The 25,997-nt window shown below is 41.0% G+C and carries 28 protein-coding genes and 2 pseudogenes; 20 read left to right on the top strand and 10 right to left on the bottom strand.

The annotated features are described in order from the left end of the window. The first annotated feature begins 109 nt into the window (after positions 1-109). The 5 genes from QUE18_RS13120 to QUE18_RS13100 all read left to right on the top strand — a co-directional run bounded on the left by QUE18_RS13120 (position 110) and on the right by QUE18_RS13100 (position 3,489). The gene (locus QUE18_RS13120; protein ID WP_003505382.1) at positions 110-340 is read left to right on the top strand and encodes a helix-turn-helix domain-containing protein; all 231 of its coding nucleotides are present in this window, start codon (positions 110-112) and stop codon (positions 338-340) included. Between the two features lie 144 nt (positions 341-484). Further along, complete coding sequence (locus QUE18_RS13115; protein ID WP_014080633.1) at positions 485-799, top strand: hypothetical protein; 315 nt, start codon at positions 485-487, stop codon at positions 797-799. Next, positions 799-1,104: a hypothetical protein gene (locus QUE18_RS13110; RefSeq protein WP_009203550.1), complete on the top strand. Its 306-nt coding sequence runs from the start codon at positions 799-801 to the stop codon at positions 1,102-1,104. The genes QUE18_RS13115 and QUE18_RS13110 overlap by 1 nt, the downstream gene beginning before the upstream one ends. Continuing rightward, on the top strand, positions 1,080-2,801 hold the full coding sequence (locus QUE18_RS13105) for a MobA/MobL family protein (protein ID WP_009203549.1): 1,722 nt from the start codon (positions 1,080-1,082) through the stop codon (positions 2,799-2,801). Before QUE18_RS13110 ends, QUE18_RS13105 begins: the two co-directional genes overlap by 25 nt. Then, on the top strand, positions 2,779-3,489 hold the full coding sequence (locus QUE18_RS13100) for a DUF6040 family protein (RefSeq protein ID WP_009203548.1): 711 nt from the start codon (positions 2,779-2,781) through the stop codon (positions 3,487-3,489). The genes QUE18_RS13105 and QUE18_RS13100 overlap by 23 nt, the downstream gene beginning before the upstream one ends. A gap of 278 nt (positions 3,490-3,767) precedes the next feature. On the opposite strand, the gene QUE18_RS13095 is transcribed toward QUE18_RS13100, so the two are convergent. Next, positions 3,768-4,736, bottom strand: coding sequence for an AraC family transcriptional regulator (locus QUE18_RS13095; RefSeq protein WP_015513384.1), 969 nt, complete (start codon positions 4,734-4,736; stop codon positions 3,768-3,770). A gap of 186 nt (positions 4,737-4,922) precedes the next feature. On the opposite strand from QUE18_RS13095, the gene QUE18_RS13090 reads away from it, so the two are divergent. Genes QUE18_RS13090 through QUE18_RS13070 form a run of 5 tightly spaced genes read left to right on the top strand, consistent with a single transcriptional unit; the run spans position 4,923 to position 11,194 of the window. Further along, positions 4,923-5,534, top strand: a complete 612-nt coding sequence (locus tag QUE18_RS13090) for an MptD family putative ECF transporter S component (protein WP_009203546.1) — start codon at positions 4,923-4,925, stop codon at positions 5,532-5,534. Continuing rightward, a complete protein-coding gene (locus QUE18_RS13085; protein ID WP_009203545.1) occupies positions 5,531-6,256 on the top strand; it encodes an energy-coupling factor transporter transmembrane component T in 726 nt (241 codons plus the stop codon). Before QUE18_RS13090 ends, QUE18_RS13085 begins: the two co-directional genes overlap by 4 nt. Continuing rightward, positions 6,253-7,725, top strand: a complete 1,473-nt coding sequence (locus QUE18_RS13080) for an ABC transporter ATP-binding protein (RefSeq protein WP_009203544.1) — start codon at positions 6,253-6,255, stop codon at positions 7,723-7,725. Before QUE18_RS13085 ends, QUE18_RS13080 begins: the two co-directional genes overlap by 4 nt. A gap of 3 nt (positions 7,726-7,728) precedes the next feature. Then, the gene (locus QUE18_RS13075) at positions 7,729-9,492 is read left to right on the top strand and encodes an ABC transporter ATP-binding protein (protein ID WP_009203543.1); all 1,764 of its coding nucleotides are present in this window, start codon (positions 7,729-7,731) and stop codon (positions 9,490-9,492) included. Next, positions 9,485-11,194 (top strand): ABC transporter ATP-binding protein, encoded by a 1,710-nt coding sequence (locus QUE18_RS13070; protein WP_009203542.1) that lies wholly within the window; start codon positions 9,485-9,487, stop codon positions 11,192-11,194. The genes QUE18_RS13075 and QUE18_RS13070 overlap by 8 nt, the downstream gene beginning before the upstream one ends. Before the next feature lie 158 nt (positions 11,195-11,352). On the opposite strand, the gene QUE18_RS13065 is transcribed toward QUE18_RS13070, so the two are convergent. Beyond that, the gene (locus QUE18_RS13065; protein ID WP_009203541.1) at positions 11,353-11,583 is read right to left on the bottom strand and encodes a DUF6061 family protein; all 231 of its coding nucleotides are present in this window, start codon (positions 11,581-11,583) and stop codon (positions 11,353-11,355) included. Positions 11,584-11,985: 402 nt separating this feature from the next. On the opposite strand from QUE18_RS13065, the gene QUE18_RS13060 reads away from it, so the two are divergent. From QUE18_RS13060 to QUE18_RS13040, 5 genes are all read left to right on the top strand, one after another. Next, positions 11,986-12,453 carry a hypothetical protein gene (locus tag QUE18_RS13060; RefSeq protein ID WP_009203540.1) on the top strand — a complete coding sequence of 156 codons (468 nt, stop codon included), beginning with the start codon at positions 11,986-11,988 and terminating at the stop codon, positions 12,451-12,453. A gap of 34 nt (positions 12,454-12,487) precedes the next feature. Beyond that, on the top strand, positions 12,488-13,090 hold the full coding sequence (locus QUE18_RS13055) for an alpha/beta hydrolase (RefSeq protein WP_040344253.1): 603 nt from the start codon (positions 12,488-12,490) through the stop codon (positions 13,088-13,090). Between the two features lie 51 nt (positions 13,091-13,141). Next, positions 13,142-13,477 (top strand): DUF3784 domain-containing protein, encoded by a 336-nt coding sequence (locus QUE18_RS13050; protein ID WP_009203538.1) that lies wholly within the window; start codon positions 13,142-13,144, stop codon positions 13,475-13,477. A 27-nt stretch (positions 13,478-13,504) separates the two neighbouring features. Continuing rightward, entirely contained in the window at positions 13,505-13,702 is a 198-nt protein-coding gene (locus QUE18_RS13045) for a hypothetical protein (protein WP_009203537.1), read from the top strand. Between the two features lie 149 nt (positions 13,703-13,851). Then, positions 13,852-14,847: a helix-turn-helix domain-containing protein gene (locus QUE18_RS13040; protein WP_009203536.1), complete on the top strand. Its 996-nt coding sequence runs from the start codon at positions 13,852-13,854 to the stop codon at positions 14,845-14,847. A 26-nt stretch (positions 14,848-14,873) separates the two neighbouring features. Here the strand turns inward: QUE18_RS13040 and QUE18_RS13035 are convergent, their stop codons facing one another. Genes QUE18_RS13035 through QUE18_RS13010 form a run of 6 tightly spaced genes read right to left on the bottom strand, consistent with a single transcriptional unit; the run spans position 14,874 to position 19,497 of the window. Then, positions 14,874-16,238, bottom strand: a complete 1,365-nt coding sequence (locus QUE18_RS13035) for a sensor histidine kinase (protein WP_009203535.1) — start codon at positions 16,236-16,238, stop codon at positions 14,874-14,876. Next, on the bottom strand, positions 16,229-16,891 hold the full coding sequence (locus tag QUE18_RS13030; RefSeq protein WP_055056575.1) for a response regulator transcription factor: 663 nt from the start codon (positions 16,889-16,891) through the stop codon (positions 16,229-16,231). Before QUE18_RS13030 ends, QUE18_RS13035 begins: the two co-directional genes overlap by 10 nt. 38 nt (positions 16,892-16,929) lie before the next feature. Further along, the gene (locus QUE18_RS13025; protein ID WP_009203533.1) at positions 16,930-17,307 is read right to left on the bottom strand and encodes a NisI/SpaI family lantibiotic immunity lipoprotein; all 378 of its coding nucleotides are present in this window, start codon (positions 17,305-17,307) and stop codon (positions 16,930-16,932) included. Then, complete coding sequence (locus QUE18_RS13020) at positions 17,300-18,043, bottom strand: lantibiotic immunity ABC transporter MutG family permease subunit (RefSeq protein WP_040344251.1); 744 nt, start codon at positions 18,041-18,043, stop codon at positions 17,300-17,302. Before QUE18_RS13020 ends, QUE18_RS13025 begins: the two co-directional genes overlap by 8 nt. 2 nt (positions 18,044-18,045) lie before the next feature. Continuing rightward, complete coding sequence (locus QUE18_RS13015) at positions 18,046-18,792, bottom strand: lantibiotic immunity ABC transporter MutE/EpiE family permease subunit (protein ID WP_008705323.1); 747 nt, start codon at positions 18,790-18,792, stop codon at positions 18,046-18,048. Then, positions 18,793-19,497 carry a lantibiotic protection ABC transporter ATP-binding protein gene (locus QUE18_RS13010; RefSeq protein ID WP_025580190.1) on the bottom strand — a complete coding sequence of 235 codons (705 nt, stop codon included), beginning with the start codon at positions 19,495-19,497 and terminating at the stop codon, positions 18,793-18,795. A gap of 206 nt (positions 19,498-19,703) precedes the next feature. On the opposite strand from QUE18_RS13010, the pseudogene tnpA reads away from it, so the two are divergent. Continuing rightward, positions 19,704-20,033 (top strand): annotated as a pseudogene (tnpA, locus tag QUE18_RS13005) (IS200/IS605 family transposase); the annotation flags it as partial. 481 nt (positions 20,034-20,514) lie between these two features. Continuing rightward, a pseudogene (locus tag QUE18_RS13915) lies at positions 20,515-20,601 on the top strand (hypothetical protein); the annotation flags it as partial. Between the two features lie 17 nt (positions 20,602-20,618). Here QUE18_RS13915 and QUE18_RS12995 read toward each other — a convergent pair. Further along, positions 20,619-21,653, bottom strand: a complete 1,035-nt coding sequence (locus QUE18_RS12995; protein ID WP_009203528.1) for an ATP-binding protein — start codon at positions 21,651-21,653, stop codon at positions 20,619-20,621. A 190-nt stretch (positions 21,654-21,843) separates the two neighbouring features. Here QUE18_RS12995 and QUE18_RS12990 point away from each other — a divergent pair, with 190 nt between their 5' ends. From QUE18_RS12990 to QUE18_RS12980, 3 genes are all read left to right on the top strand, one after another. Further along, the gene (locus tag QUE18_RS12990; protein ID WP_009203527.1) at positions 21,844-22,803 is read left to right on the top strand and encodes a ketopantoate reductase family protein; all 960 of its coding nucleotides are present in this window, start codon (positions 21,844-21,846) and stop codon (positions 22,801-22,803) included. Between the two features lie 23 nt (positions 22,804-22,826). Further along, complete coding sequence (locus QUE18_RS12985) at positions 22,827-24,278, top strand: GGDEF domain-containing protein (protein WP_009203526.1); 1,452 nt, start codon at positions 22,827-22,829, stop codon at positions 24,276-24,278. Between the two features lie 178 nt (positions 24,279-24,456). Further along, complete coding sequence (locus QUE18_RS12980; RefSeq protein WP_009203525.1) at positions 24,457-24,972, top strand: PTS mannitol transporter subunit IIA; 516 nt, start codon at positions 24,457-24,459, stop codon at positions 24,970-24,972. A gap of 130 nt (positions 24,973-25,102) precedes the next feature. Here QUE18_RS12980 and QUE18_RS12975 read toward each other — a convergent pair whose 3' ends face one another. Next, on the bottom strand, positions 25,103-25,987 hold the full coding sequence (locus QUE18_RS12975; protein ID WP_009203524.1) for a putative ABC transporter permease: 885 nt from the start codon (positions 25,985-25,987) through the stop codon (positions 25,103-25,105). Positions 25,988-25,997 lie beyond the last annotated feature (10 nt).

The raw sequence follows: 25,997 nt of genomic DNA, 5'->3' as shown, positions 1-25,997 counted from the left end.
AATCCGATAATTATTTTTAAAATTTCATAATGCTTGACAACGCAATATAAAACCGCTATACTAACAGCACAACAAAATTGCATAATGCAATTTGTGGGGAGGTGACAAGATGACGGAAAGAAAGATTGCATTATCCATCGAGGAAGCAGCCGACTATACAGGAATTGGCAGAAACACTTTGAGAAAGCTGGTTGAATGGAAGAAACTTCCGGTATTAAAGGTCGGAAGAAAAGTCCTTATTAAAACTGACATTCTGGAAAAGTTCATGGAAGCCAACGAGGGACGAGATCTGAGGGATAAAGGGAATGTAAAAGCTGTCACAAGAAATGTGGCAACTTAAAAAGGCGGCTTCCTACGAAACCGCCAAAGGTTCTATCAGACCGAAGCCATGATATACCTACACGCAAGGGGATTATACCATGTGCTTCTCCTGATATGCAACCGGGAACTGTTGTTTATCGGAAAAAGAAAGGATGAAGACGATATGGCGAAATCAACAAAGACTTATGAAGAAAGAATACGTGCATTAGAGAAAAAGGAACAGGAAAGCATTGAAGCTACAAAAAAGCTCATTGCACAGCGGAAGGAACTGGAAAAGCGAAAGAAAGCAGAGGAAAGTAAAAAACGAACCCACAGGCTCTGTCAGATTGGTGGCGCAGTGGAATCGGTTCTTGGCTGTCCGATTGAGGAGGAAGATTTACCAAAGTTGATAGGCTTCTTAAAAAGGCAGGAAACAAACGGAAAGTTTTTCTCAAAGGCGATGCAGAAAGAGCCACTTACAGATATGGAGGAAGTGTAATGGCGGAGGGAGTGGTTTTTCCATTCCCTTCATTGCCTTTGAATGAAGGGCGCACTTATGGACAACCAGAGGTCATCCTTATAAGTTTGCCACAAGTGGCAACCGGTCTGCGCTTACGCTTGCCGGGCTCGTTCCGTCGGCGGGGCTTTCAGCCAGACCTGCTCATGCCGCAGGGGGCACTCTTGCGCAGAGGGCGTTCCGACAGCTTCACTTCTGCCAAACCAGAAGAAGATGCTGTCGGAAATCAATGCCGGATACGGCAGAAAGGGGGAATCGTATCATGGCGATATTTCACTTTACAGTAAAGATTGTCGGGCGCAGTAAAGGAAAATCTGTCATATCCGCATCGGCATATCTTAATGGAGATGTGATGAAGAATGAGGAAACAGGCAGAATCAGTTACTATACTTCCAAAAAGGAAGTCGTCTACACCAGTCTGATGATGTGCGAAAATGCACCTCCTGAATGGCTGCATGTACCGGAAGAAAATATAAAAAGGTTTCAACAGTCTATCCGTTATAAAAGAGCGGATGATAAAGATGCCGCACTGGAAAAGTTTAAAATCACATTTCAGAAACAGCGTCTATGGAATGAGGTATTGAAGATAGAAAAAAATGCAGATGCACAGCTTGGACGCTCATTTGAATTTTCCCTGCCGAAAGAATGGAGCAGACAGGAACAGATTGATTATACAACCGAATATATTCAAAAGACTTTCGTGGACGAGGGAATGTGTGCCGACTGGAGCATACACGATAAGGGCGACGGGAACCCACATGTGCATTTACTTGTAACCATGCGACCATTCAATCCAGATCACTCATGGGGCAACAAAGAAGTCAAGGACTGGGATTTTGTCAGAGATACTGACGGAAATATCGTGGTTGATGAATCCCACCCGGACTGGTGGCAGGATAAGAAAAATCCTGACCGGCATGGAATCCGTATTCCGGTACTTGATGAAAACGGAGTACAGAAAGTCGGGGCAAGAAACAGAAAACAATGGAAACGTGTTCTGACCGATGCTACCGGCTGGAGTAATCCAAAGAATTGTGAGTTATGGCGAAGCGAATGGGCTAGGATGTGTAACCGGCATTTATCCATAGACAATCAGATTGACCACCGCTCTTATGAAAGACAGGGCAAATTAAAAATCCCTACGATTCATGAGGGTGCGGATGCAAGAAAGATTGAGGAAAAATATCTCACCGGACAGATATGGAATGGTTCATGGAAGATAGAGGAAAACCAGATGATTAAAAAACAAAATGCACTACTGCAAAAGGTAATCACAACCTTTGGTAAGGTATCCGGTGCATTGTCAATATGGAAGGAGTGGTTGAATGACATTAGAAGAAAGCAAAGAAGTAATTCCCATGATGGAAGCAATGATTACACAGATAGAGGAACAGCAGAATATCATGGCAGAGATGCTTCAGGAGATACAGGAAAAGGACGAGAAGCTGATGTGCTTTCAGGAGCAGGAAGAACGATTGCAGCAATTAGAGAAAGAATTGTCAGAGCTGCTACAAATCTTACCGGATACAGAAGAACTGTTGATGCTTCTGGAAGAAAAGACAGACCAGATACAGAAACTCACAGACGAAAATCAGCAATGGCAGGAATTAGCACAGAGATTAAACAGCGAGAATCGGCTATTGCAGAAACAGAACAGCGAATTACTGACATTGAACAGCAGATAGAGAAAGCGAGGGATATAGATGACAGAATACGAAAACTCAAAGAGCGACGATCAACTGGAAGAATTGCTACTGCTGACGGAGCAGATGCAGGAAGAACTCGACCAGAAAGACCGGACTATCGAGGAACTGAAAGTGCAGCTCGACGAATCGCTGACCTTGAACGAGAGGTTAAACAGCGAGAACAGAGCAGGGAACATTCAAGCCTTAAAGAACGACTTGAGGAAAACAAAAGAATTGTTGCAGAGCGAGAAAGAGAAAACGCACGCTGCCGAAATCATGACAGAGGAATGTCAAGATAAGCTAAGGCAGGCAGAACAGGAACGGGACTATGCACTCTCTCATCAGAAAAAAGTAGAGATACCGGTTGAAAAGCCGGTACTCTATCAAAAGTGTGGGAACTGTAACCTGACAGCTTATCTGAAAGCCAAGGAAAAGTATGATACGCAGAGAGAAAAACTGGCAGGCAGATATAAAACAAAAACAGCCATGTATGAAGCATTGATGTTTCTGCTGATATGGTATTCCGTATCAACTACTCTTTTTCAGATGATACGGTCAAAAATATTTATTTCTGATTGCGTGGTATTCTTTGATACAATCGCCACTTTTATACAGACCATTGCAGGGTGGATTATACTGACAGGAAAGAACATGGCACAGATTAGTAATGGAATATCCAATCCTGTCGTTGCCGGAATTGTATATTGGCTGATAAGAATACTGATCTGCGGTGGATGTTTGGTGGGTGCTGGAATACTTGTAGCATTTATAGAGATAAAGATTGCAGAGTTATATAAGAAGTGCTGTTGGGATATGATTACCATACTGGTAACACTTATAAGCCTGGAAATAGCAATCTACTTTGGAGATTGGATAAAGACAGTTTTGCCGATCAATATGCTATTTCTCTTATTATTGGTGCAACTGGTATATGTTGGAATTAGGTGGTATGTAAAAGGATGGCGGGAAACAAGGGGATATTATTAAAAAACTATTAGAAACTATTCATATTTACTTTCGTGCTAGGACAGATTATTCTAAAAATTCAGTGATGAGCATGCACATGAAATCTTACTTCGTTTAGGTACGAAAAAGGGCAATGGAAACTTTGTGTTCAGATGAGCTCTCACTATCTTGGTAACAACCGCAAGCAGCAGTGGAATATTGACGATGCATTCCGTATATATTCCACAACACATGGCTAAGCCCGACTAGAATGTGGGTGAAAAATTTTACAAGCGCCAGAGTTCCCTCTGGCGCTCATTTTACTTTCGCTGTGCGTTTTTTCTGTACTCTAATGGCAACAATCCCGTGCTTTTTCGGAATAATTCTGCAAATCGGCTTGAAGTGGAATAGCCTACTGTTTGGGCAACTTGCCCGACTGTCAGCTCTGTATATGCCAGCAGATATTCTGCTTGGCTCATGCGCCGCTGTTGAACATATTCCGTGATGGTGCAGTCGTAGTATTTCTTAAAACAGCTTTTGAGCTTTGTTGTTCCCATGCAGGCAATCTGTGTTAGCCGTTCCAGAGGAATATCAAAAGCATAGTGATCGCTAAGATAAGCGGCAACTATTTGGAGATTTTCAATATCCTGTTGAGAGAGCTTATGGGCTGGTTTATCAGGATGTTTCTTCTGATATTCCACCACCATTGAAACAGCTTCTGCAACTTTACCCTCATAAAAAAGTTTTGCTGCAATCCCTTCCCCGCGATAGTCTTTGATTTCTGTGAGTAACCGTGACATTTCTGGAAAGTCGGATGTTTGGTCGATCTTCCGAAATGCATCCACAGGATTGATCTGTGCCTCCGGGTACAGTTTTTTCAGGTAGTCCTCATAATATGCCGGTGCAATCTCAATCCCAACCGAACGGATTGGAATATTTTTATGTATCAAAGCCTTGTATGGAGCGTAGCCTCCAATAAATGTTTTGATACAACCGGCAGACAGTCTACGGTATGGAGATAATTCCTCCCCGGAAATAGAATCATACCGAGTGATACTCAGACATTCCGGCATTGAGCATTCCAACATGAAATCTTCGTGGAAGGAAAAGTTATGGATTTTAATATCATATAAGTCTTTCTGTCCATAAGTCCAGTAGGTGCCTTCTCCAACTTCGGGAGAAAGTTTCCAGCAGTCACCTAATGCCCCATATTGCTGGTTGTCTGGGTCACGGATAAAACCGTGTTCAATCAGTAGCGGTGTATAAAACTGGTCAATAATTTCAGACATGAAAACAGACCGCCTCCTTTTTGCAACGATTAGACGAACTTTTGAAAGGAACAGACGAACATTGCCGGAACCTATTGAATGTTGTTCGATAAATGCGTATTGTATTAGGCGAAGATTAGAGGTATCTAACCGAAGAATATCACAAACCACTTGTCGAGTCAAGACAATGAAAGGTAGGAGGTCAAAATGAGTAATCAAGTAAATTCTATGAACAAAGGTCTGACAGTGAAAGACCTTGTAACAACAGGTATTTTTACTGCGCTGTTATTTGTTTTTGTATTGGTGGGCGGTGTCTTTTTTGCAACGAATCCTGTACTTACTTTTTTCATGCCAGCAGGAGGTGGGCTGCTTGCTGGCCCCATTTATCTTTTGCTGATTGCAAAAGTACATAAGCGTTGGAGCCTTTCTATAATGGGCGTTATCATGGGTATTATTTGGTTCGTGACTGGTATGCACTGGGCTTTTGCATTGGGCTACATGATCATGGCGATTGTCGCGGACTTTGTTGCTGGTGCAGGGCAGTACAAAAGCAAAAAACTCAACAGCCTGTCTTATATCTTGTTCTCTCTCGGTGGCACTGGTTCATATATCGTGTTCTTTGTTGACCCCAACGGCTGGGCACAGACCATGCTGGGAAACGGAACTGAACAGAGTTACATCGACACCATGCAGGCAACTGCAAATACCGGCATCCTGATTGCCATGTTTGCTGCTGTTATCATTACATCTGCAATCAGCGCTTTTGTAGGCTGCAAAATGTTGAAAAAGCAGTTTGAAAAAGCAGGTATTACAGCATGAGCGGTAAACGCCACAAGAAAGAGCTTTGGCTCGACCCACGGGCCAAGCTCTTTCTTATTCTTATGTGTGTTTTATCGTCCATGTTTGCGCCCTCACTTGCATATCAATTTATCCTTGTTATCCTGATTGCGATATTGGGGGCTTTCTTTGGAAAGTGGAAATATGTCATTAAGGCTGTATGCTTTTATGCAGTCATCTGTGCCCTGACAGTTTGGATCATGGCAGAAATGACAGGCACGCTGCGGACAATGTTTATTGCCTTTTTAGGCTTGTTTCATAAGGTCTATGCGTGCGGAACCTTGGCTGGGATTGTTCTGACTACTACAAAAGTCAATGAGTTCCTGTCTGCTATGAACCGTGTCCGCGCACCCAAAAAGTTAGTAATTCCTATGGCAGTTATGCTGCGGTACATTCCAACTATTCAAGAGGACTGGCGCTATATCACAGACGCTATGCGGATGAGAGATGTTTCACCATCTCTGGCGGGCTTTTTAACACATCCGGGCATGACAGTTGAGTGTATTTATGTGCCTTTATTGATGGCAGCTTCAAAAGCGGCGGATGATCTTTCTGTTGCTTCTGTCACTCGTGGAATTGAAAATCCCAATCCACGCACCTGTCTTGTCCAGATAAAATGCGGAATTTCCGATTGGGGCGTCATGGCCGTTGCCGTAGCTTATCTGATTTTTGAATTATGTGTGCGAGGAGGTGTGATCGGTTGATTGAGTTTGAAAATGTATCGTTTTCCTATACGGGGCAGGAACATGGTGGGCTGCGCGACATCAATTTGAAAATTTCGGACGGAGAATGCGTCCTGTTCTGTGGCCGCAGCGGGTGCGGAAAAACAACGATTACAAGGCTGGTGAATGGATTGATCCCTCAGTTTTATCAGGGGGAGCTTCATGGCCGTGTGCTGGTAGATGGTCAGGAAATCAGCAATATCCCCATGTATCAGATTGCCGCTAAGGTCGGCTCCGTTTTCCAAAATCCACGGACGCAGTTTTTTAATGTTGATACAGACAGCGAGATTGCCTTCGGAATTGAAAATGAAGCTCGCCCTCCTAAGAAATTGGCTGAGCGAGTAGAGCAGACAACTGAAGATTTACATATTCAAAAGCTACGGAACAGGAATATTTTTGAGTTGTCCGGCGGAGAAAAGCAGAAAATCGCTTTTGCTTCTGTTTATGCCATGAACCCACAGATTTATCTATTGGATGAACCATCCTCTAATCTGGATATGACTTCGATCCAAGAACTAAAGGAACATTTGCGGCTGATAAAAAAACAGGGCAAAACAGTTTTGATAGCGGAACATCGTCTGTACTACCTGATGGAGTTGGCTGACCGAATTGTTTATCTGGAAAAAGGAAAAATCAAAGGAATATACACCCCGGAAGAATTTTGGCAGCTATCTGAACCTGATCGTGAACACATGGGGCTGCGAGCTGTTGATCTACAGGCGGTATTCCCGCCAAAAGCCCACTTGCCTGCGCCTCCCCCTGTATTGGAGCTGCGGAATGTGACGCTCCGTTACAAGAAGCAAACAATTTTGCATGACATTGAGCTATCCGCCGGAAAGGGCGAAGTGATTGGTGTGGTCGGCCACAACGGAGCTGGAAAGACTACATTTTCCCGCGCTCTCTGTGGGCTTCACAAAGACTGCGATGGACAATTTTTGTGGGAAAGCGAGCCGATTGAGCGTAAGGAAAGGCTGAAACGCTCTTACATGGTTATGCAGGATGTGAATTATGAACTTTTCGCTGACAGCGTGGAGGCAGAGTGCTCCTTTGGTATACGCAATCCAGATCAAACACTGGTAAATGCAACTTTGGAGGAATTAGGCCTTACCCCATATCGGGAGCGCCATCCAAACACGCTTTCTGGCGGTCAAAAGCAACGAGTAGCTGTAGCTGTCAGCATGATTTGTGGGAAAGACTTGCTTGTATTTGATGAACCGACCAGCGGTCTTGACTTTGACAGTATGACGCAGGTGGCGGGACTGATTCAACGATTATCCGATATGGGAAAAGTCATTTTCATTGTCACTCATGATTTTGAGTTTGTCTGCCGTACCTGTTCTCGTGTCTTGCATTTTGACGAGGGCGAAATGCCCGATGATGTACCAGTTACAATGGATGCCCTCCCGAAATTGAGAGAGCTGTTCTCTGTTTCAGATGGAAAGGAGAGGTGATCTATGAAACAGAAAAAAGAAAACAGAGTAGCTTTGCTGCTCCACTGGGCCGGTGAGCAAAAAATCTGGCTGTTCCTGGCAATTTTTCTATCGGCGGTCAGCGGTCTTTGCATTATCGTCCCTTACATTGGAATTTACCGGCTGATGGACGCCACCTTCAATCATACCTGCACGCAGGAACTTGTTGTACATACCGTGGTAATGATTGCAGTGGCGGTAACTTTGCGGTTTGCCCTGTTTGGCTGTTCCGGCGTAGCAGCCCACAAAGGGGCCTATGGCGCTCTTTTCAAAGTGCGCTGCATGGTTGCAGAACACATGGCCAGAGCGCCTTTAGGGGCCTTGAATGAACGGCGCACCGGGGACATAAAAACGGTTCTGAATGAAGATATTGAAAAGTTGGAGCTGTTTCTGGCCCATAACCTTCCTGACCTTGTGTGCTATCTGGTGGGGCCGGTAGTCATCTTTATTTATCTGATGACCGTCAATATTCCTCTGGCATTGATTTCCCTGGTTCCGCTGATCCTTGCTGTTGTTGTAATGGGGATGATGTTCCGCAATACGGATGACCTGATGGAACGGGCCAATCACTCCATTACCACACTGAACTCGGTTATGATTGAGTACATCAGCGGCATGAAATTGATTAAAGCCTATAACATGGGGAGCAAATCGTTTCAAAAGTTTTCAGACGCTATCCAGGAAGAAAACGCCATGTGGAATGAAACTTCCCGGCGCATGGGGCCACCTTATGCGGCCTTTGTTGTTATCATCGAATGTGGGATGTTGCTGATGGTTCCAATCGGCGGAATGTTTTTCCTCAAAGGCTCACTGGCGGCCAGCGCATTTTTGCTGTTCGTCTATGTAGGTTCCATGTATCTGACGGAAATCCGCCCCCTGCAAGAACTGGGGACTAATTTTGCTAATGTACTGAACGCTGTTACCAAGACCAAAGAAATCCTGGATATTCCGATTTATGAGGGTGGAACGGACTTTCCCCAAAATCACGATATTGAACTTCGCAATGTCCGATTTTCCTATGACGGCAAGACCGATGTACTGCAAGGCGTCAACCTCAAAATCAATGACGGGGAACGCATGGCTCTTGTGGGACAGTCTGGTGCCGGTAAAAGCACTGTGATTGAACTGATCTCCCGCTTCTATGATGTGCAGGAGGGCGAAGTGCTGATTGGTGGAAAAAATGTCAAAGAGCTTGACTACGATACCATTCTGAAAAATGTAGCCATCGTATTTCAAAAGACATTCCTGACCCGTGACAGCGTTTTAGAAAATATCCGAATGGGCAGCAACGCCACTCTGGAAGAAGTGCGGGCTGCTGCAAAAGAGGCGCAGATTGACGATTTTATCATGTCCTTGCCAGATGGATATGACACGAAAGTGGGTAGCTTTGGCTCTCGCTTCTCCGGCGGTGAAAAACAGCGGATTGCGATTGCCCGCGCAATTCTGAAAAATGCACCTATCTTAATTTTGGACGAGGCCACAAGTGCCTCTGACCCGGAAAATCAGATGGAGATTGATAAAGCTATTCAAAATCTATGCAAAGGCAAAACAGTCATTGTAGTAGCACACCGTTTGAGTGCTTTGAAAATGTGCAACCGGGTGGCTGTGGTGGAAAATCATACAATTACCAGCGTTGGCACCCATGAGGAAGTTCGGAAGAACAACGCCTACTATCGAAATGCGTGGAAAGACTACGAGACAGCCCGGAATATCACTTATCAGTTGGAGGGAGGCGAGCAGCATGAATGAGCATGATGTATTGAAAAAAAACCGCAATTTCTATATTGGTGTCGGCGGAACCGTTCTGGAAGGACTTCTCTCCGGCAGCCTGTTTATGCTGCTTTACTCTGTTATGCAGTTTTTGTGGTCGGGTCAATTTGACATGAACCGCGTTCTGGCTCTGACCGGTATTATTGCAGTGGTTTTTCTTCTCCGTATCCTGATTTACAGCTATGGCTATACCAAAGCGCAGATCGGCGGTGCAGAGGTCAGCAAGAATACCCGCCTCTTTATGGGCGACCATTTGAAGCGTATCCCGCTTTCCCGGTTTACCCAGGGACAGACCGGCGATTATATCAATACCATCACAAGCGATGTAAACAACTATGAAAAAATCCTGACCCATAAGATCGGTGATATGGCAAAGAGTTTTGCACTTTCGCTCATGCTGATTATTTTTGTGATGACCATTTATGTGCCTGCCGGAATTATCCTGCTGATTGCCGACTTGCTTTTGATCCCTGGACTGTGGCTTTCCTTCCGTATGGTTCGGAAGTATGGTAAAGAAAAGAATGATATTTGTGCAGAGAATGTCAGCAGCATTGTGGAGTATGTGTCTGGTATTCAAACTTTCCGGGCCTATGGCGTAGGTGGTTTGAAGAATAAAACCGTTATCAACGCTATGCGGGAGTTCTGTCGGATCAGCTTTGTGTACGAATCAAAAGTGCTTCCTATTGGTGCGGTCTTTGGTATTTTGAGTTGGCTGTCCTGCCCGCTGGTTATCTTGCTGGCCTATGCACCCTGGGTCGCAGGGACACTGAACACGGTGGACTACCTTTTGATTTGTATGCTGCCCCTGTTCTGTGCAAAGCTGGCTAACTCGATTTTTGTAGACCTCACCAGTTATAAGAACCTGATGATCTCGAAAAACAAAATCTTGAGTGTAATGAATGAGCCGGAGGAAACTGGCAGCATGGAGCCGCTTCACACAGCTACCCATGAAATCACATTTGACAATGTAGATTTTGCATATGTTCCCGGTGAACCGGTACTAAAACACGCCACCTTTACGGTGCCAGATCAAAAGCTCACGGCCATTATCGGAGACTCTGGCTCCGGCAAATCTACTATTTTGAACCTGATTGCAAAATATTATGAAGCAACGGGCGGGACGATTTCTATTGGCGGTAAACCCATTAACCATGTTGCCGCAGAGCGTGTACTGGAGCAAGTTTCTATGGTAGACCAGGACATATTTCTTTTTGACGATACCATCCGGGATAATATCCGACACGCTCGCCCTAATGCTACGGACACGGAAATCGAGGCTGCCTGCCGGGAGGCTAACTGTGACAGCTTCATCCGTAAGATGGAAAAGGGATACGATACGCCGACTGGCGAGAATGGAAATCTTCTCTCTGGCGGTGAGCGTCAGCGAATTTCAATAGCCCGCGCTATACTGAAAAATAGCCCCATCCTGCTCTTGGATGAAGCAACAGCATCTCTTGACATTGAAAATGAGCTTGCCGTAAAGCAGGCCATCGCTAATCTATTAAAAGAGAAAAAGACTGTGGTAATGATTGCTCATACCCTTTCCATCGTCAAAAATGCAGATCAAATCCTTGTAATGGGTGATGGCAGGATTGCTGAATCTGGAACCCATGAGGAATTGCTTGCGAAAGGCGGAAAATATGCTGCTATGTGGAACGCAGAGCAAAAAATATCGGCTTGATAGAAGCTAAAGAAGAATAATTGCATAGCGCATGAACCTGCCCCGACTACGGGGAAAGAAAAAAACGCTGGCTGGGGCAGGTGATTTTGCGCGCCTATTTTAAGTTATTATCCTAACGGCGGTTTTGAGAAATCAGAGCCGCCGTTTCTTGCGTATACCTAAAAGGAATCTTCCGCATCTATCCACATTTGCATCGTTCCATCAAGATACAATCTTGCATACTCAAGTGGTTCATCAATGGCAAGTGCGTTTAATGCACAGTCAGATCCGGGAGTAGTTGTTAAATTCTTCTCCGCTTCCCAGCAGTCAATGCGGAGCATATAGCCAGCAGAAGTATAAACATCAATGCTGTTGCGTTGTGGATTGTATTCTGCAAATATCGTTCTCATCGTATCAAATCTCCTTATCGTTCAATCAATCATTTGTTGCAAAAATCAGAAGCATTTCAATCAGTTCACCATGTCACTTTTATTTTGTGTTATACTGTTTTATAAGATTTTCTTTCCCTTGTTTTTTCCCTTATCAGAGTTCGTAAACACTCATGGGACAATATAATACAAGGGAAACAATAAGGGAAAGCTCACCTGCGACAAACTTAGTGTTTTCAAGGGCTTGAGAGATATTTGATAATAAAATATAACAGTTATTAAATCCCTTTGAATATATGAAATCTCAATTCAAGTTTACAGAACTGAATCAAAAGAGCTCGAAGGAGCTCTTTTTCCTTTTTTATAATAGTATCATTATGGTATAATAGAGACATTAAAATCGGAATTTCAGGAGGTGTTTTTATGCCACAAATGAATAAGGGAGGAAAATTTATTTTCGGGAAATCACTCATTCGGACGGATGGAACATTGCGGATTCCACCGCAGGCAATGGAAGAATATCACATTACAGATGAAGGAAAAGTATATCTTTTTACCGGAAGTAAGATTACCGGTGGCTTCTGCGTCACCCGGAAAGGCCTTTTGCATCCGTCAAAACTTGGTCACATTTTGGACGATACTCCGCCGTTGCTTGACTACTCAGCAGGTTCTGGCGAATTTATCAAATACAAGGGGCGTTCCTACTGCTGGGTAGAGATTTCACAGGAGGGGCAAATTCTTCTTACGAAGAAAATGATGGATTTTTTGAAGGTGAGACCCGGAATGGAGCTGCTCTCTATCCGCAGTAGCGACATCGCGTTTACGATGGGAGCTAAAGGACCGCTATTGGAAAAAGCAGAAAACTATGATGGTGAAATTCCGCTTTTTTAAGTGTAACAATTTAAATTTGTGGAGGATAACTATTGTGGATAAAGCAGTTATTTATATACATGGAAAAGGTGGTAATGCTGAAGAAGCTATTCATTACAAACCGCTCTTTAGTAATTGTGATGTGATTGGTCTCGACTATACTGCACAGTTTCCATGGGAAGCAAAAGAAGAATTTCCATTACTTTTTAATTCAATTTATAGAAACTACAAGACTGTTGAAGTAATTGCCAATAGCATTGGAGCGTATTTTGCTATCAATGCCTTATCAAATCAGCAAATAGAGAAAGCATATTTTATTTCGCCCGTTGTAGATATGGAAAGGCTTATTGCTGATATGATGATTTGGACAAATGTTACAGAGGATGAACTCAAAGAGAAAAAAGAAATTCAGACAACCTTTGGAGAGACTCTTTCATGGGATTATCTTTGCTATGCAAGAGAAAATCCTATTATATGGGAAATCCCAACGCACATTTTGTATGGTGAAAAAGATAATCTTACCGCTTATGGAACGATATTTGAATTTGTACAGAGGACTAATTCAACACTTTCTATTATGAAAAATGGAGAGCATTGGTTTCATACGGATGAACAAATGAAATTTCTTGATGAATGGATAATAAAATCTTCCAAATAAATTCAAGTTTTTGAAACTGAGAAATTGGTATTTTAAGAGGAGGTATGTATTATGAATATAGGATTTTGGTCATGTATAATTTTGGTTATACCATTTGTAATTATAGGTGTGTTATTTGCGATTTTTAAGGAAAAAGCAACTAAATTTGTTTCAGGATTTAATTCATTTTCTAAAGAAGAACAGGCAATATATGATAAAGCTCAGATCTCTCGTGATATAAGAAATCAGTGCTTCATATGGACTGTTATAATGTTAGCAGGAGCGACATTATCCTGCTTTTTAACCCCATATATGGTTATACCAACCTATATTATTTGGTTAGTTCTGTTTTTTAGAGAAGTCCACTTTGATAATCATAAAGCATTTAAAAAATATTTATTAAAATAAATTATTGTTTGCAGGAGATGCTTATTTATGAAAAAAGGAATAAACAAATCAATCTTATTTTATGTTGTATCAGCTCTGTTTTTGATAGCCTCAGCTATTGGCTTAACGACTGGAAATGAAAATACTATGGCTATAATATGGTTAAGTCTTGGTTCCGCATTTCTTTGCTTAGGTTCGACTTATAAGAAAAAGGAAAACAATAAAACAAATACAGATGATAAATAATTTCCTGCTTGTATTGTTGAAAAATCGGGATTCATAGAATCCTTTTGTGATTTGCAACTTCTGGTTGACAGATTTACAGCCTGAAATGGTGGAATGCAAACAGCAAAACTGTTATATTTAGCTCATAAAATCTGCAAAAGGAGGAAAAAATGATTTTAGCTGATAAGATTACAGAGGAAAGAAAAAAGAATGGATGGTCACAGGAAGAACTAGCCAATCAGTTGGGCGTATCCAGACAGGCAGTATCTAAGTGGGAAAGTGCAGGAACTGTTCCAGATTTGCAAAGAATTTTACAGATGTCGGAGCTTTTTGGTGTTAGTACAGATTACCTATTAAAAGATGAAATGAAAGCAGAAAATATCACCTATCACGAAAGTACTGAAAGCTATGCAGAACCGTTGAAAAAAGTAACTATGGAGAATGCAAATGAATTTCTTGACATGAAAAGAAATGGATCCAAAGTAGTGGCAAACGCAACAAGTATGTGTATCTTAAGTCCAATATTATTGATTGTTCTTGTGACAATGGCAGAAGATAGCGTATTTCATGTTTCGGAATCTCTGGCAACAGTATTTGGATGTGTTTTTTTGCTTGGAATGGTTGCGGCAGCCGTCTTTTTGTTTATTACATATGGAATGAGTGAATCACATATGGAACATTTTGAAAAAGAATGCTTTGAAACAGAGTATGGTGTATCTGGAATGGTACGAGAAAAAAAAGATTCCTATGAACCAATTTTTATCAGAGGAACAGCTGTTGGGGTAGTGCTTTGTATACTGGCAGTGATTCCGACAATTATTGCCGAATCTATGGAAGCGTCCGACTATTACTGTGGTCTTTCCGTTGGATTACTGCTATTCATACTTGCAATAGGAGTGAATCTGTTGGTTCGTGTTGGGATGGTAAAAAGCAGTTACGATACCCTTCTTCAGGAAGGAGAATATACAAAAGAAGAAAAACTGTTTAAGAAAAAGACTGACACGTTTTCTGGTGTATATTGGTGCTTGACTACAGCGATTTACCTTGCATGGAGCTTCTGGACGATGAGCTGGGATATTACATGGATTGTATGGCCGGTTGCTGGTGTTTTGTTTGCAGCATTGCTTGGTGTGGTGAAAATGGTGTTAAAGAATGGACGGACATAAAAGACGTCCATTACACTATCGGAAAATCAGCAAGGAAGTTTCATAGTAACCTTTGCGCCGCCGGTTTCTTTTGAATTTTCTAAAATAAGCTGACCATTATGTTGTTCCATAATCGAATTTGTAATATATAGACCCATACCAAAGTGTAACTTTGAATTGCGGCTTTGATCGCCCATATAGAACCGTTCCTGTGCGTGGCATAATGCCTCTTTAGAAAACCCCGTTCCCTCGTCTGTGACTGAAATTTCCACGAAACCGTTGTTACTCTGAACATCCACATAAAGCGTTCCGCCTTGCGGGGAGTAGTCCAGCCCATTACTGATAACATTCATAATAGCACGTTCTATCAGCACCCTATCAAATTTCAGCATTTGAGGGAGTGAAACAGTATTCATTTGCAGCCGGATTTCTTTTGTCCGGCATAGTGATTCCATATAACCGAACAAGTGCTGCATGAACGCTGGCAAGTCTATACTTTCAATATGGAGCTGATAACCAACCGCCGCCCGTGATATATCAATCAGGGTTTGAATATATGACTGCATCTGGCCGGAGCTTTCCACGACGTAACCAGCGTATAATCGTTGCTCATCATCAAGATTTGTTTCTGTGAGTAAATCAGCATTTCCTTGAATAACCGTCAGAGGCGTTTTCAAATCATGGGCAAGCGCGGCGATTTGCTCTTTCTGTGTCTGTTCGGTTTTCCATTGCCGTTCTAACGAAATTTTCAGATTATCTTTCATATCTGAAAAAGATGCAAGGACATCTTCAAACTCTTTGATTTTGGCGTGTCCTACTTCAAAATCAAGGTTTTGCTTTGAAACCTCCGCAGTTGCTTCAAAAAGCGGGGTCAGTTGTGTACGCAGGTTCTTAGCAAATCTGGCGGTCAGTATGATAATGACCAGCAGCGAATTTACAGCCATCAGGATAAACGCAAGCGTGTCAGGAGATGGAAAATATTCCGGTAGCCATGACACTGTAAATTGAGAACCAATATAATACCTTAAAACGCAAAATTCGTTTTCCCGGACAACAAGTGCAAACTGCCTCCCCGTAGCATATTCAATATATTTTCCCTTTGCGTACAGCAGGGCAATTTCTTTTTCATCATCGTCCATATTGCTGTAAAGCTCATTAAAGTTCTTGTCCAGAATTAAGTAGCCGCATCCCTGTGGAATCACAACCTTTGTAATATCCGGGGCAATCGTCAGCGTTGGAATGATCTCTTTTACTTGCAATTCACTTAGATTTGCTCTTGTAGCTAATCCAGCATTTATAGCAAGTCCCTCCAAACCAAAAGGGACAATAATTGCCGCTACCAGCATGACAATGAGGGAGATAGCAAACTGGCGAAACAATATTTTCAATGTAGGTTTCTTTTTCACTCCCATTTATATCCTATCCCCCATACGGTGCTGATCGGACTTATTTTGAAATGCTCCAATTTCGCACGAATATTTTTTATATGCGTTGAGATCGTAGAGTTATCGCCTATTCCATCAAACCCGAAAACGGCTTCATAGATTTGTTCTTTTGTAAAAACCTGTCCCCGGTTTTTCGCAAGGTATTCACAGATTGAATACTCGCTTTTGGTAAGGGGAACCGGCTGTTCTGAAACATACAGTACCTTTGCGGAAAGGTCAAATCTTATATCAGGCTCAAATGAAAGTGTGCTGTGATGCTCCCTTTTTTCTCTGCGTAAATGTGCCGCGACACGGGCGCGAAGCTCCTGAATACGAAAAGGTTTCGTAATATAATCATCCGCACCGATGCCCAATCCAAACAATATATCTTCCTCTAATGTCTTTGCGGTCAGAAAGAGAATCGGGCAGTCTACCATATTCCTGATCTGTTTGCAAAACTCAAACCCGTCTGTGCCAGGCATCATCACATCCAAAAGAATGAGGTCATAGAAATGCAGCTTTTTGATGTCTACATCATCCGCATTTTGACAGACTGTTATCAAATATCCATCTTTCCCCAAACTGTTCTTAATCAATTCCAAGATAGAAACTTCATCGTCAACTACAAGTAAGTGGGTCAAAAAATCACCTCCCGCCCCATTATACCACATTGTCGAGGTTACTCATCATTATTTTTAATGCCAGCTTTCCGATATTCATTGTTGATATTTACAGCTACGGCATTGCTTATATCCACATCCACAATACTGTAAACGTAGCCGAAACTGAAATCTTCCCCCGCCACATTTTTGAAGCGTTTCGATACCTGCCCGATTTCTTCTTGCAGTTCTGACATTTCAAGACATTCATCCGTTATGGTATATGTCAGGCCGTTATATGAAATTTCATCATAGTTTGCGGCGTTCAGCTCATAATACGGCAGAGATTCATTTAACGCCTTATTTTTATCGGCGGTATCGCGGAGCGCACCGCAGGCCGATAAGCATATAAGACTTACAAGCACAATTACCACGGCAAACAGGCACTTTTTATTCACTGTTTTTACCTCCCTCCCAACCATGAAACCAAACCAAACTGGCAATCAGCAGACAAACAGTGCAGCATACAGAAATAATCATACCGCTGAAAAAATCGGTTTTTACCTGTGCATACAGTTGGGGGCTATCCCATGCAAGCACAGTGTAATCCATAGCACGAACGCCCCAGGCCCAGGGAATATATTTCCATGTAGCGTCACCAAGCCCTGTTATCATAAGAGCAGCTATTAAACTCCCTGCAATTCCCAATCCCATAGATGCACCTTTTCCGAAGCTCATTCCCACAAACAAATGAATCAGGTAAATGGGAAGCATGGTAATCAACAATAGAATCCCTGCTTTCAGGTAAAGGCTTGCCGGAGCATCCCTATATAGTGCAGCGAATGTTCCTAACGCTAAAAATGTTGCGCCAAAAGCACAGATCATCAGAAAACCAAGTTTACCAATATACGTTGCCATGCGAGATGGGATTGTTCCCAACAAAAGCTGATAATGCCCGGCCTGATTTTCGATCTGAACAACCAGGCCCACAATAATGCTGATCAGAAACGGGAACGCAACGGCCAGCACTTCCAGATAGGCACTGATTTTGGTTGCCAGTTCCCATCTGGATATATGATAGTAACCCGCAAAAATCGCCGCACATATAATCGGAATCATGCTGTGCATATAGAGCAAAATGCTATGTTTACACTTCTGATATTCTGCTTTCCAGCAGCGAACCACAGATACCATAGTTACCCCACCTCCTTTTTCTCAAACCATCTTGCAGTTAAAAATGACAGCGCCGCAAACCAGGCCAGCGAAATGACCAATACAAGTATAATCATCCAAAATGCCATTGCCGTACTCTGATCTGCAACCGGCTCACCATTAGGCAAAATACCTAACACGGAAATCATAAGATGCGGCACCCAGCTATACGGGCAGATCATCCACAAAGAGGTTGTAGCCGTGAAAATCCCTAAAACGCTTCCAAGTCCGGCATTAAGAATAACCGTGACAAAGATACCAACTTTTTTTGATAACCATAAGCACAGCGGAACTTCCCATAGGCTTGCAATGACAATACAAGCTGTTCCGGCCGCAGCCTGCCAAATTCCGATTGTCAGGGGAATTTCGTTGATAACTAATATTGCAAAACCGCCCAACAGATTTAGCGCCAGGAAAATGAAATTCCCCACACAGGAGTAAATACCGGCCACTCCAATTTTTGCTTTCCAGACTTTGTTCTGCGAAACAGGCAATGAAGCAACGGCACGATATTTTAGTTTGCCATTATCCCGCTGTTCAATCAAGGCACAGGTGAGCGTAAGGAATCCAGGATAAAGCAGGATATACCACCAATTATAAGAATTGAGCTGGAACCAAAGAGGGGCAAAAAAGTTCATAAGCGCAGTTACAAACGGGGCCAGAACGATCAGCGTTTTTGTGAAAGTTCTCTTATGCTTTAGGTTCTCTGCCTGAATATATGCCATCTCCATTTAATATCCCTCCTTACCATTTCTGCGAATAACATCCATAAAGAGTTGTTCCAAATCTTCACCGGCGCGAAGCTCTCCCTCATATCCAAGGACGCCGCCAGCAATGATACCCACATGATCTGCAATCTGCTGGACTTCCGACAGAATATGGCTGGACAAAATAACTGTAATCCCTTTGCAGGGAAAAGAGCGAATTAACTCTCGAAGTTCCTCAATCCCTAAAGGGTCAAGGCCGTTAGTCGGTTCATCCAGAATCAAAAGCTGGGGACTGTTCAGCAATGCAATAGCAATACCAAGCCGCTGCTTCATACCAAGAGAAAACTGCCCGGCCCGTTTCTTGCCGGTATTCGTGAGCTGGACAATTTGCAATACCTCGTTAATTCGTGCATCGTCCAGGCCGAGCAATGTAGTTCTGACTTTGAGATTTTCGTATGCAGTCAGATTTTCGTAAAGCGGGGGCATCTCAATCAAAGCACCGATATGCTCCAGATCATTCCGCTTCCACGGGTGGCCGTCAAACTCGATGCTTCCCGATGTGGGGCGCAAAATGCCGGTGAGCATTTTTAAGATCGTGGATTTGCCAGCCCCATTCGGCCCCAGCAGACCATAAACCGAGTTGCGCCGGATGTTCAGTGACACATTGTTTACCGCCATTTGCCCCTTGAAATTTTTGCAGAGGTCAGTCGTTTTCAAAATCATATCCATATAATCAAGTCCTTTCTTTGATTTTACGGATAGCATACCGGGCAATTTTGAAGATTTCATAAAGATTCCCGAAAACAGAATATGAACAATACACCGTAACCGTGGAGCATATCGCAACAAAGCACCAACCTACACATTTAGGGCCTTAAAAAGCCCTATATTTCAAGGTTTTTCCCGCATAGTCGGCGGGGTATGTGAGTGTTTTTATAGAAATAATCGAAGCAGAATGTTGCAGTGATCACATCCATATGTTGGTAAGGATTCCCCCAAAATATTCTGTATCAGAAATAGTGGGATACTTAAAAGGGAAAAGTTCGCTAATGACATTTGAAAAGCATGCGAATTTAAAGTACAAGTATGGAAATAGACATTTCTGGTGTCGTGGATATTATATAGATACAGTAGGAAAGAACACAGCTGCGATCAAAGCGTATATTCAGAATCAGTTGAAAGAAGATTTAGAATACGATCAAATGTCATTAGTAGAGTATATCGACCCGTTTACGGGTGAGCCGGTGAAGAAAAACAAGAAATAAACCACTTGGAGTGGTAGTAGGAAATCAAAGCAAACCAGCAAGCCCCTTTTGGGGCTGCGCCGGAGTAAGAGAGCACTGAATAAGCCCATTTAGGGGCAGCTGTGAATGTGGTGCAGTTGGCAGGCTATTAATTTCTAAAGAACAATATTATAAAGTTTTATTGATACATATTGAAAATTATCGTGCGTTTCTTAAAGGAGAAGATGAAGTGGTAAATTCAAAAGATTTGTATCAAACATTAAATACGAGATATGTATATTTACCGTATTTACAGGAACTTGTCAAACAAGAAAATTTGCAACATTCATTTTCTTGTTTTGAACTTCAGAAAGAAATTGATTGTGCGTTGCAAATATTTCTTTGGATGATGAGCTTTGGCAAATGGGTGCATATATTTTAATAGATGGAATTACTTCAGACTCACAAGAAGAAATTCAACGCAAAATCAATCAAAATAGAAGCATAGGTATATGCAAAAGAATTATATGAGAAAGTAGGATTTGTACAGAAATTCGAATCATTTCTAGAAGATGGAATACCACATGTATTAATGCAATATACAGAATAAAGAAAAACGTTACAAAACTAAAGATTCACTTCACAATACATCTCAATATATTCCTCAAATCGAGGCAGCGCTAAAGTCAGTTCTCCACGAACAGAACCATTCACAACACCACGTTCCATCAATCGCTTTCGATAGGTATTCAATAACTGTGGAGATATCGATAATTTCTCACGAATTTCCCCAGTTTTATAAACTCCCGTAGAAATTACATAAACAATCTTCCGGTCAAGTTCAGAAAGTTCACTCCATATCTTCTCATAAGCATAAATGATCAATTCCTCGTCAAACTTAGGAAGCAGTTTTTCAAGATCATCATTTGTCTCCCACTTCAAATAACCAAGAATCTGAAAAGCAAAAGGATACCCCTTTGTAAGTTTCGCCATCTCAACAGCCTCACTTGGAGAAATGTCAAATACAGAACGATAACTTGTAGTAATTGCAGGAATGCTAAGTGGTTCCAGAAAAATTTTTGGAGCACGATATAAAAATGTCAGACTCTTCTCGTTTTGAAGATTGCTGATATTATCAAACAAACCAGCCATTACAAGATACACAGGGTAATTCTGTGTAATATAAATCTGAAAATTACTAGCAAATACTTTGACATAAGAATTATTTATAATCTCATCAATGATAAAAAGAACTTTCTTTCCTTTATTTTTTAACTTCTCAAGAATATTACGAAGCATAGCTTCTTTTTCCAAAGAATCATTTGTTTTGTTTACCGACAACTCAGCAATTCCGAGATTTAGATTTAATCCAAGATCCAGATCATAAAATTGTGAAACGCGGGTAAGTTCGGAAACTGCACCAGCGATCAAATCTGTATCAGCACTCAATCTTAAAACAATCCATTGATCATTTGAAGAATAATGATCAGCAATTTCAGCAAGAGAAACCGTCTTTCCAGACCCCCTGACACCAGCAACCATATAAACTTTATTTGAAGGATTTTCCATATCAAATGTATGAATGATCTTTCCAATTTGGTTAGTGCGCGAAATGAATTCCGTAGGTTTTTGACCAAATGTTAAAGTAAAAGGATTTTCCATTTTCTATTCACCTCCATATTTATTTGTGTTTATTTATGTTTATTATATGAATATATGTTTATTTATATTTATTTATGTTTATTATAATAAATAAATATAAATAAAACAAGAATATACACAAAAGACACTCCAAAAATGTTAAAATAAGAATAACAATCAAAAAACGACGATCAGGAGGAACCAAAAAACAATGAACATCAAAAAAGTAGCAGTTCTTGGAGCAGGTGCCGTAGGTTCTTACGTTATCTGGGGACTGTCAAATAATAAAAATATTACACTGGGAGTTGTAGCAGATGGTGAGAGAAATGAACGCCTCAAAAACCAAGGATTAATGATCAACGGAACAAAATACACACCGCAAGTGTGGACTCCAGAAGAAGCACACAATGTGGATCTTCTGATCGTATCTTTAAAATACGGAAGTCTGAGAGGGGCATTAAAGGATATTCAGACGATCGTAGGAGAAAACACAACGGTCATGAGTCTGATGAATGGAGTTGACAGTGAAGAGATCATAGCGGAGAAAATTGATAAATCACATATTTTATACTCCTTTATCAAGGTGGCATCACAGAAGAAAGAAGATGGATATCATTTTAATCCAGAAACAACGGTCGGGATTTATTTTGGAGAACTACAACAACCATACGAAAGCGAACGAGTAAAAGCAGTAAATGATATTTTTGAAAATACAGGTCTCCACTGGATCATCACAGATGATATTCAGGCAGAAATCTGGGGTAAATTCAAATTAAATGTCTGCAATAATCTGCCACAGGCAATCTTAGGAGTTGGAGTTGGATGCTATGAAGATAGTGAACATATGGCAGCGATTCGAGATGGATTAAGAGCCGAAGTTGAAGCAGTTGCTAAAGCGAAAGGGATCGACTTAAGTATGATCAATGCAAAGTCTGGACGGGGGAGTGCGGTCAAAGCATCTGCAAGATACTCGACATTACAGGATATTGATTCTGGTCGCCATACAGAGATTGATATGTTCTCTGGTGCAATGATGAGAATGGGGAAAGAATTGGGGATTCCAACCCCATATAATGAATATACATATCATATGATCAAAGCATTAGAAGAAAAGAATGATGGAGTATTCGAATATCAAGGGGAGAATGATAGAGTATCTTGGTCTAAATAATAATGTAAAATAAGGGAAAATGCATGTATAACAAAAAGAAAAAAATAAAACATAAGACGTTGAAGATTTTCTGTTTGCTGATAGGTATGATCGTGACAGCAGTATTTTTGGAAGCAGGAATTCTTTATATTGTAAATAGTAAGAATGTATATAAAACGTCCAAAGTGTTGTTAGATCAGACGATTGAAATCGTAGAGAAAAACAAACAAAGTGAAGTGGGGACTGTTGTAGCAGATATTCCAGTATATAAAGGAATTGCTTTGTATGTAGCGGATAAAGAAACTGGAAGAATCTATGGGGCTACAGATGCTTCAAAGATAGGAGTGAAATTAGATGATATGGGGCTTCGCAAGCAGAGAAAGAAGATTGCGAAGGAGAAGATCGCATCGGGAATCATTCGTGTCGATGGAAAAAAGAATTATTATATCTTAAAGAAAACACAGAAATATATCGTTGGTATTACATATTGGATTGCGGTAGACAACAAGAGTAATTTGATCGCAATATTGATCATGGTTGTATATTTGAGTATTGCAGCAATCGGTATTCTATTTATGGTACTAAGATTATCGAAAGTTAAAAAGAAGAATAAGGAACAATCTGTGATGATTTCCTCTATTTCAGAGATGTCGAATATCGATAAGATGACAGGATGTTTTAATCGAAAAGCATATGACGAAGACATTTCAGAGATACGCATGGATTCTCAATTTATATATGTTTCTATGGATGTGAATGGACTAAAGATTATCAATGACAGACAAGGACATGCAGCGGGAGATGAATTGATCTGTGTAGCAGCATCTTGCATGAAGACCAGGTTTGATAGATATGGAAAAGTTTATAGAATGGGTGGAGATGAATTTGCAGCAATTCTATTTGTGAAAAGAGAACAGTTTGAATGGATCAGACGGCAATTTGATGGAGATATCAAGTACTGGAGCTGTAACCGGATCAAGGAGCTTTCGATTTCTTATGGATATGTTTCAAGCAGTGAATGCCAATGGGATTCCATGAAAGAGATATCAGATGTTGCTGATATTCGTATGTATGAAGAAAAAGCGATGTATTACAAGAAAAATGGAGTAGACCGTCAGGGACAGCCAGCCTCCTATGTAGCTCTTTACAGATTGTATACACAGATTCTCCGAATCAATCTGGAAAAAGATCGTTATAAGATTATAAATTGGGAAGAAACCAAGAATAAAAAGAAACAAGATTCCATAGGAGCTCTGTCAGAATGGTTTCACAATTTTGAAGATATACGGCTTATTCATTCAGATGATTTGGTGAAATATCTTAGGAAGACAAAGATTGAATATCTGAAAAAGCAATTTGCAAATAAAAAGAAATTTGTAACGATCACCTATCGAAGAAAAGAAGGAGATGGTTACAAGAGGATAACGTTAGAAATTATTCCAGAAGATGAGAATTCACAAAATACATATGAAGGATTTTTATATGTTAAAGAATGATCTATAAAAGGAAACAATAGAAATTAATAAAAAGGCGTGACGGCAGAAAACAAAATAATGACACAAAATTTACTGAAAAAATTAGCACTACTAAAAATAGACGTAAAAAAATTTCATTGCTATAATAGAGATAGAAAAAAATAATGGAATAAAAATTGGATTTAGAAGGGAGATAATTATGGGATTCTTTTTTAAGAATAAGAAAAAAAATAAAGAGGAAGAAACAGTAACACCAGTTGTAGAAACAACACCAGAAGTACCAGCGAAAGAAGGTATGATTTTGGTAAGGGAAGGAATTAAACTGGGACTTCCAACGGTAAGCATGGAAGAAGCGATCGTGGCAGCAGGGGAACTTTTAAGAGATCTTGGATATGTAGATGATGATTATATTCCAGCAATGATCCGAAGAAATGAAGAAGCATCTGTATACATGGGATTAGGACTTGCAATTCCACACGGAACAGAAGATGCAAAAAGAGACGTAAAAAGAAGCGGAATTATTGTGATGCAGTATCCAGACGGAGTCGAATTTAATGGCGGAACAGCACAGCTTGTCATTGGAATTGCTGGAGTTGGAGATGAACATTTAGAGATTCTTGGACAGATTACAGAAGCAGTGACAGAAGAAGAAATTCTGGAAGAATTAAAGAAGACGACGGACGTTGATTATATTCTTAATACATTCACGAATTAGTTTCTTTCGTAACGTCAGGAAGTGGAAAAACTGTGTTAATTGGATAGAAAATAAAAAGAAAAAAATGTCAGGTACATCTAAGTTTTCGAGAAACTTAGATGTACCTGACATTTTTACAGTTAAAAATTTATCATGACTTTTTCAATTCATCTCTTTTTTTCTTCAGGATGCGTCGTAACTGCCCAAATTCTCTTACATGTTCACGAGGCATCATCTTAGGGAATGCACGTAAAATACGGCGTGATGTAAATGTAGGAAGTTTTGCCATCTTTTCGTATTTGCTACGAAGTTCCTCAGCTCGCTGTTTTAAAGAATCCATACGAGCTTTGAGTTCATCTGCATTTTCCTGTTTGGCTTCATCAACTTTCTCTCGAATAACATCTGCACGAGCTTTTAATCGGTCTTGAGCCTCCAGACCATCCATCATACTATCGTAGATATTTTCACCAATCTGATCAGAAATATTACGCAGTTCTTTTGCAATATCCTCCATAAGGGCAAGACGTTTGTTGAATTTTAAAATACCCTGAACTGTGATGCAAATATCAACTATAAGAGCAATGCTTAATAAAACAAGCAAAAATTTTCCAAGCCATATCGGGAAAAAAGAAACTAGTTTATCCGTAAAAGGATAGATAAGTTTCACGATCAATACACAAGCGACGCCCCAGATCGCAGAAAATAAAGGACATACATAGCCGCCGATATTCAATGGCATTTCAGAATAATCCCACCATCTGTGATGAAACATCTTTTCAAGAAGAAAACCCGTTAGCCATTCAAGAAAAGTAACGAGAATGGTGGAGGTAATATAAAGCAAGATCAAGTTTCCGACGTAAGGCTGAAGAGAAGCAACGACAACCGTCACTCCAATTCCATAAATCGGACAGATCGGACCATTTAGAAATCCACGGTTTACAAAGGAATGTTGTTTAAAAGCTGCAAAAGCGACTTCAGAACACCAACCAAGAAATCCATATATAAAAAAGCTAAATAAGATATCGTAATAAGTCATAAAATCTCCT

The organism is Anaerostipes hadrus ATCC 29173 = JCM 17467 (assembly GCF_030296915.1).
Taxonomy (GTDB): Bacteria; Bacillota; Clostridia; order Lachnospirales; family Lachnospiraceae; genus Anaerostipes; species Anaerostipes hadrus.
The sequence above is the reverse complement of the archived record's forward strand: the minus strand, read 5'-3'. Positions and strand labels throughout refer to the sequence as shown.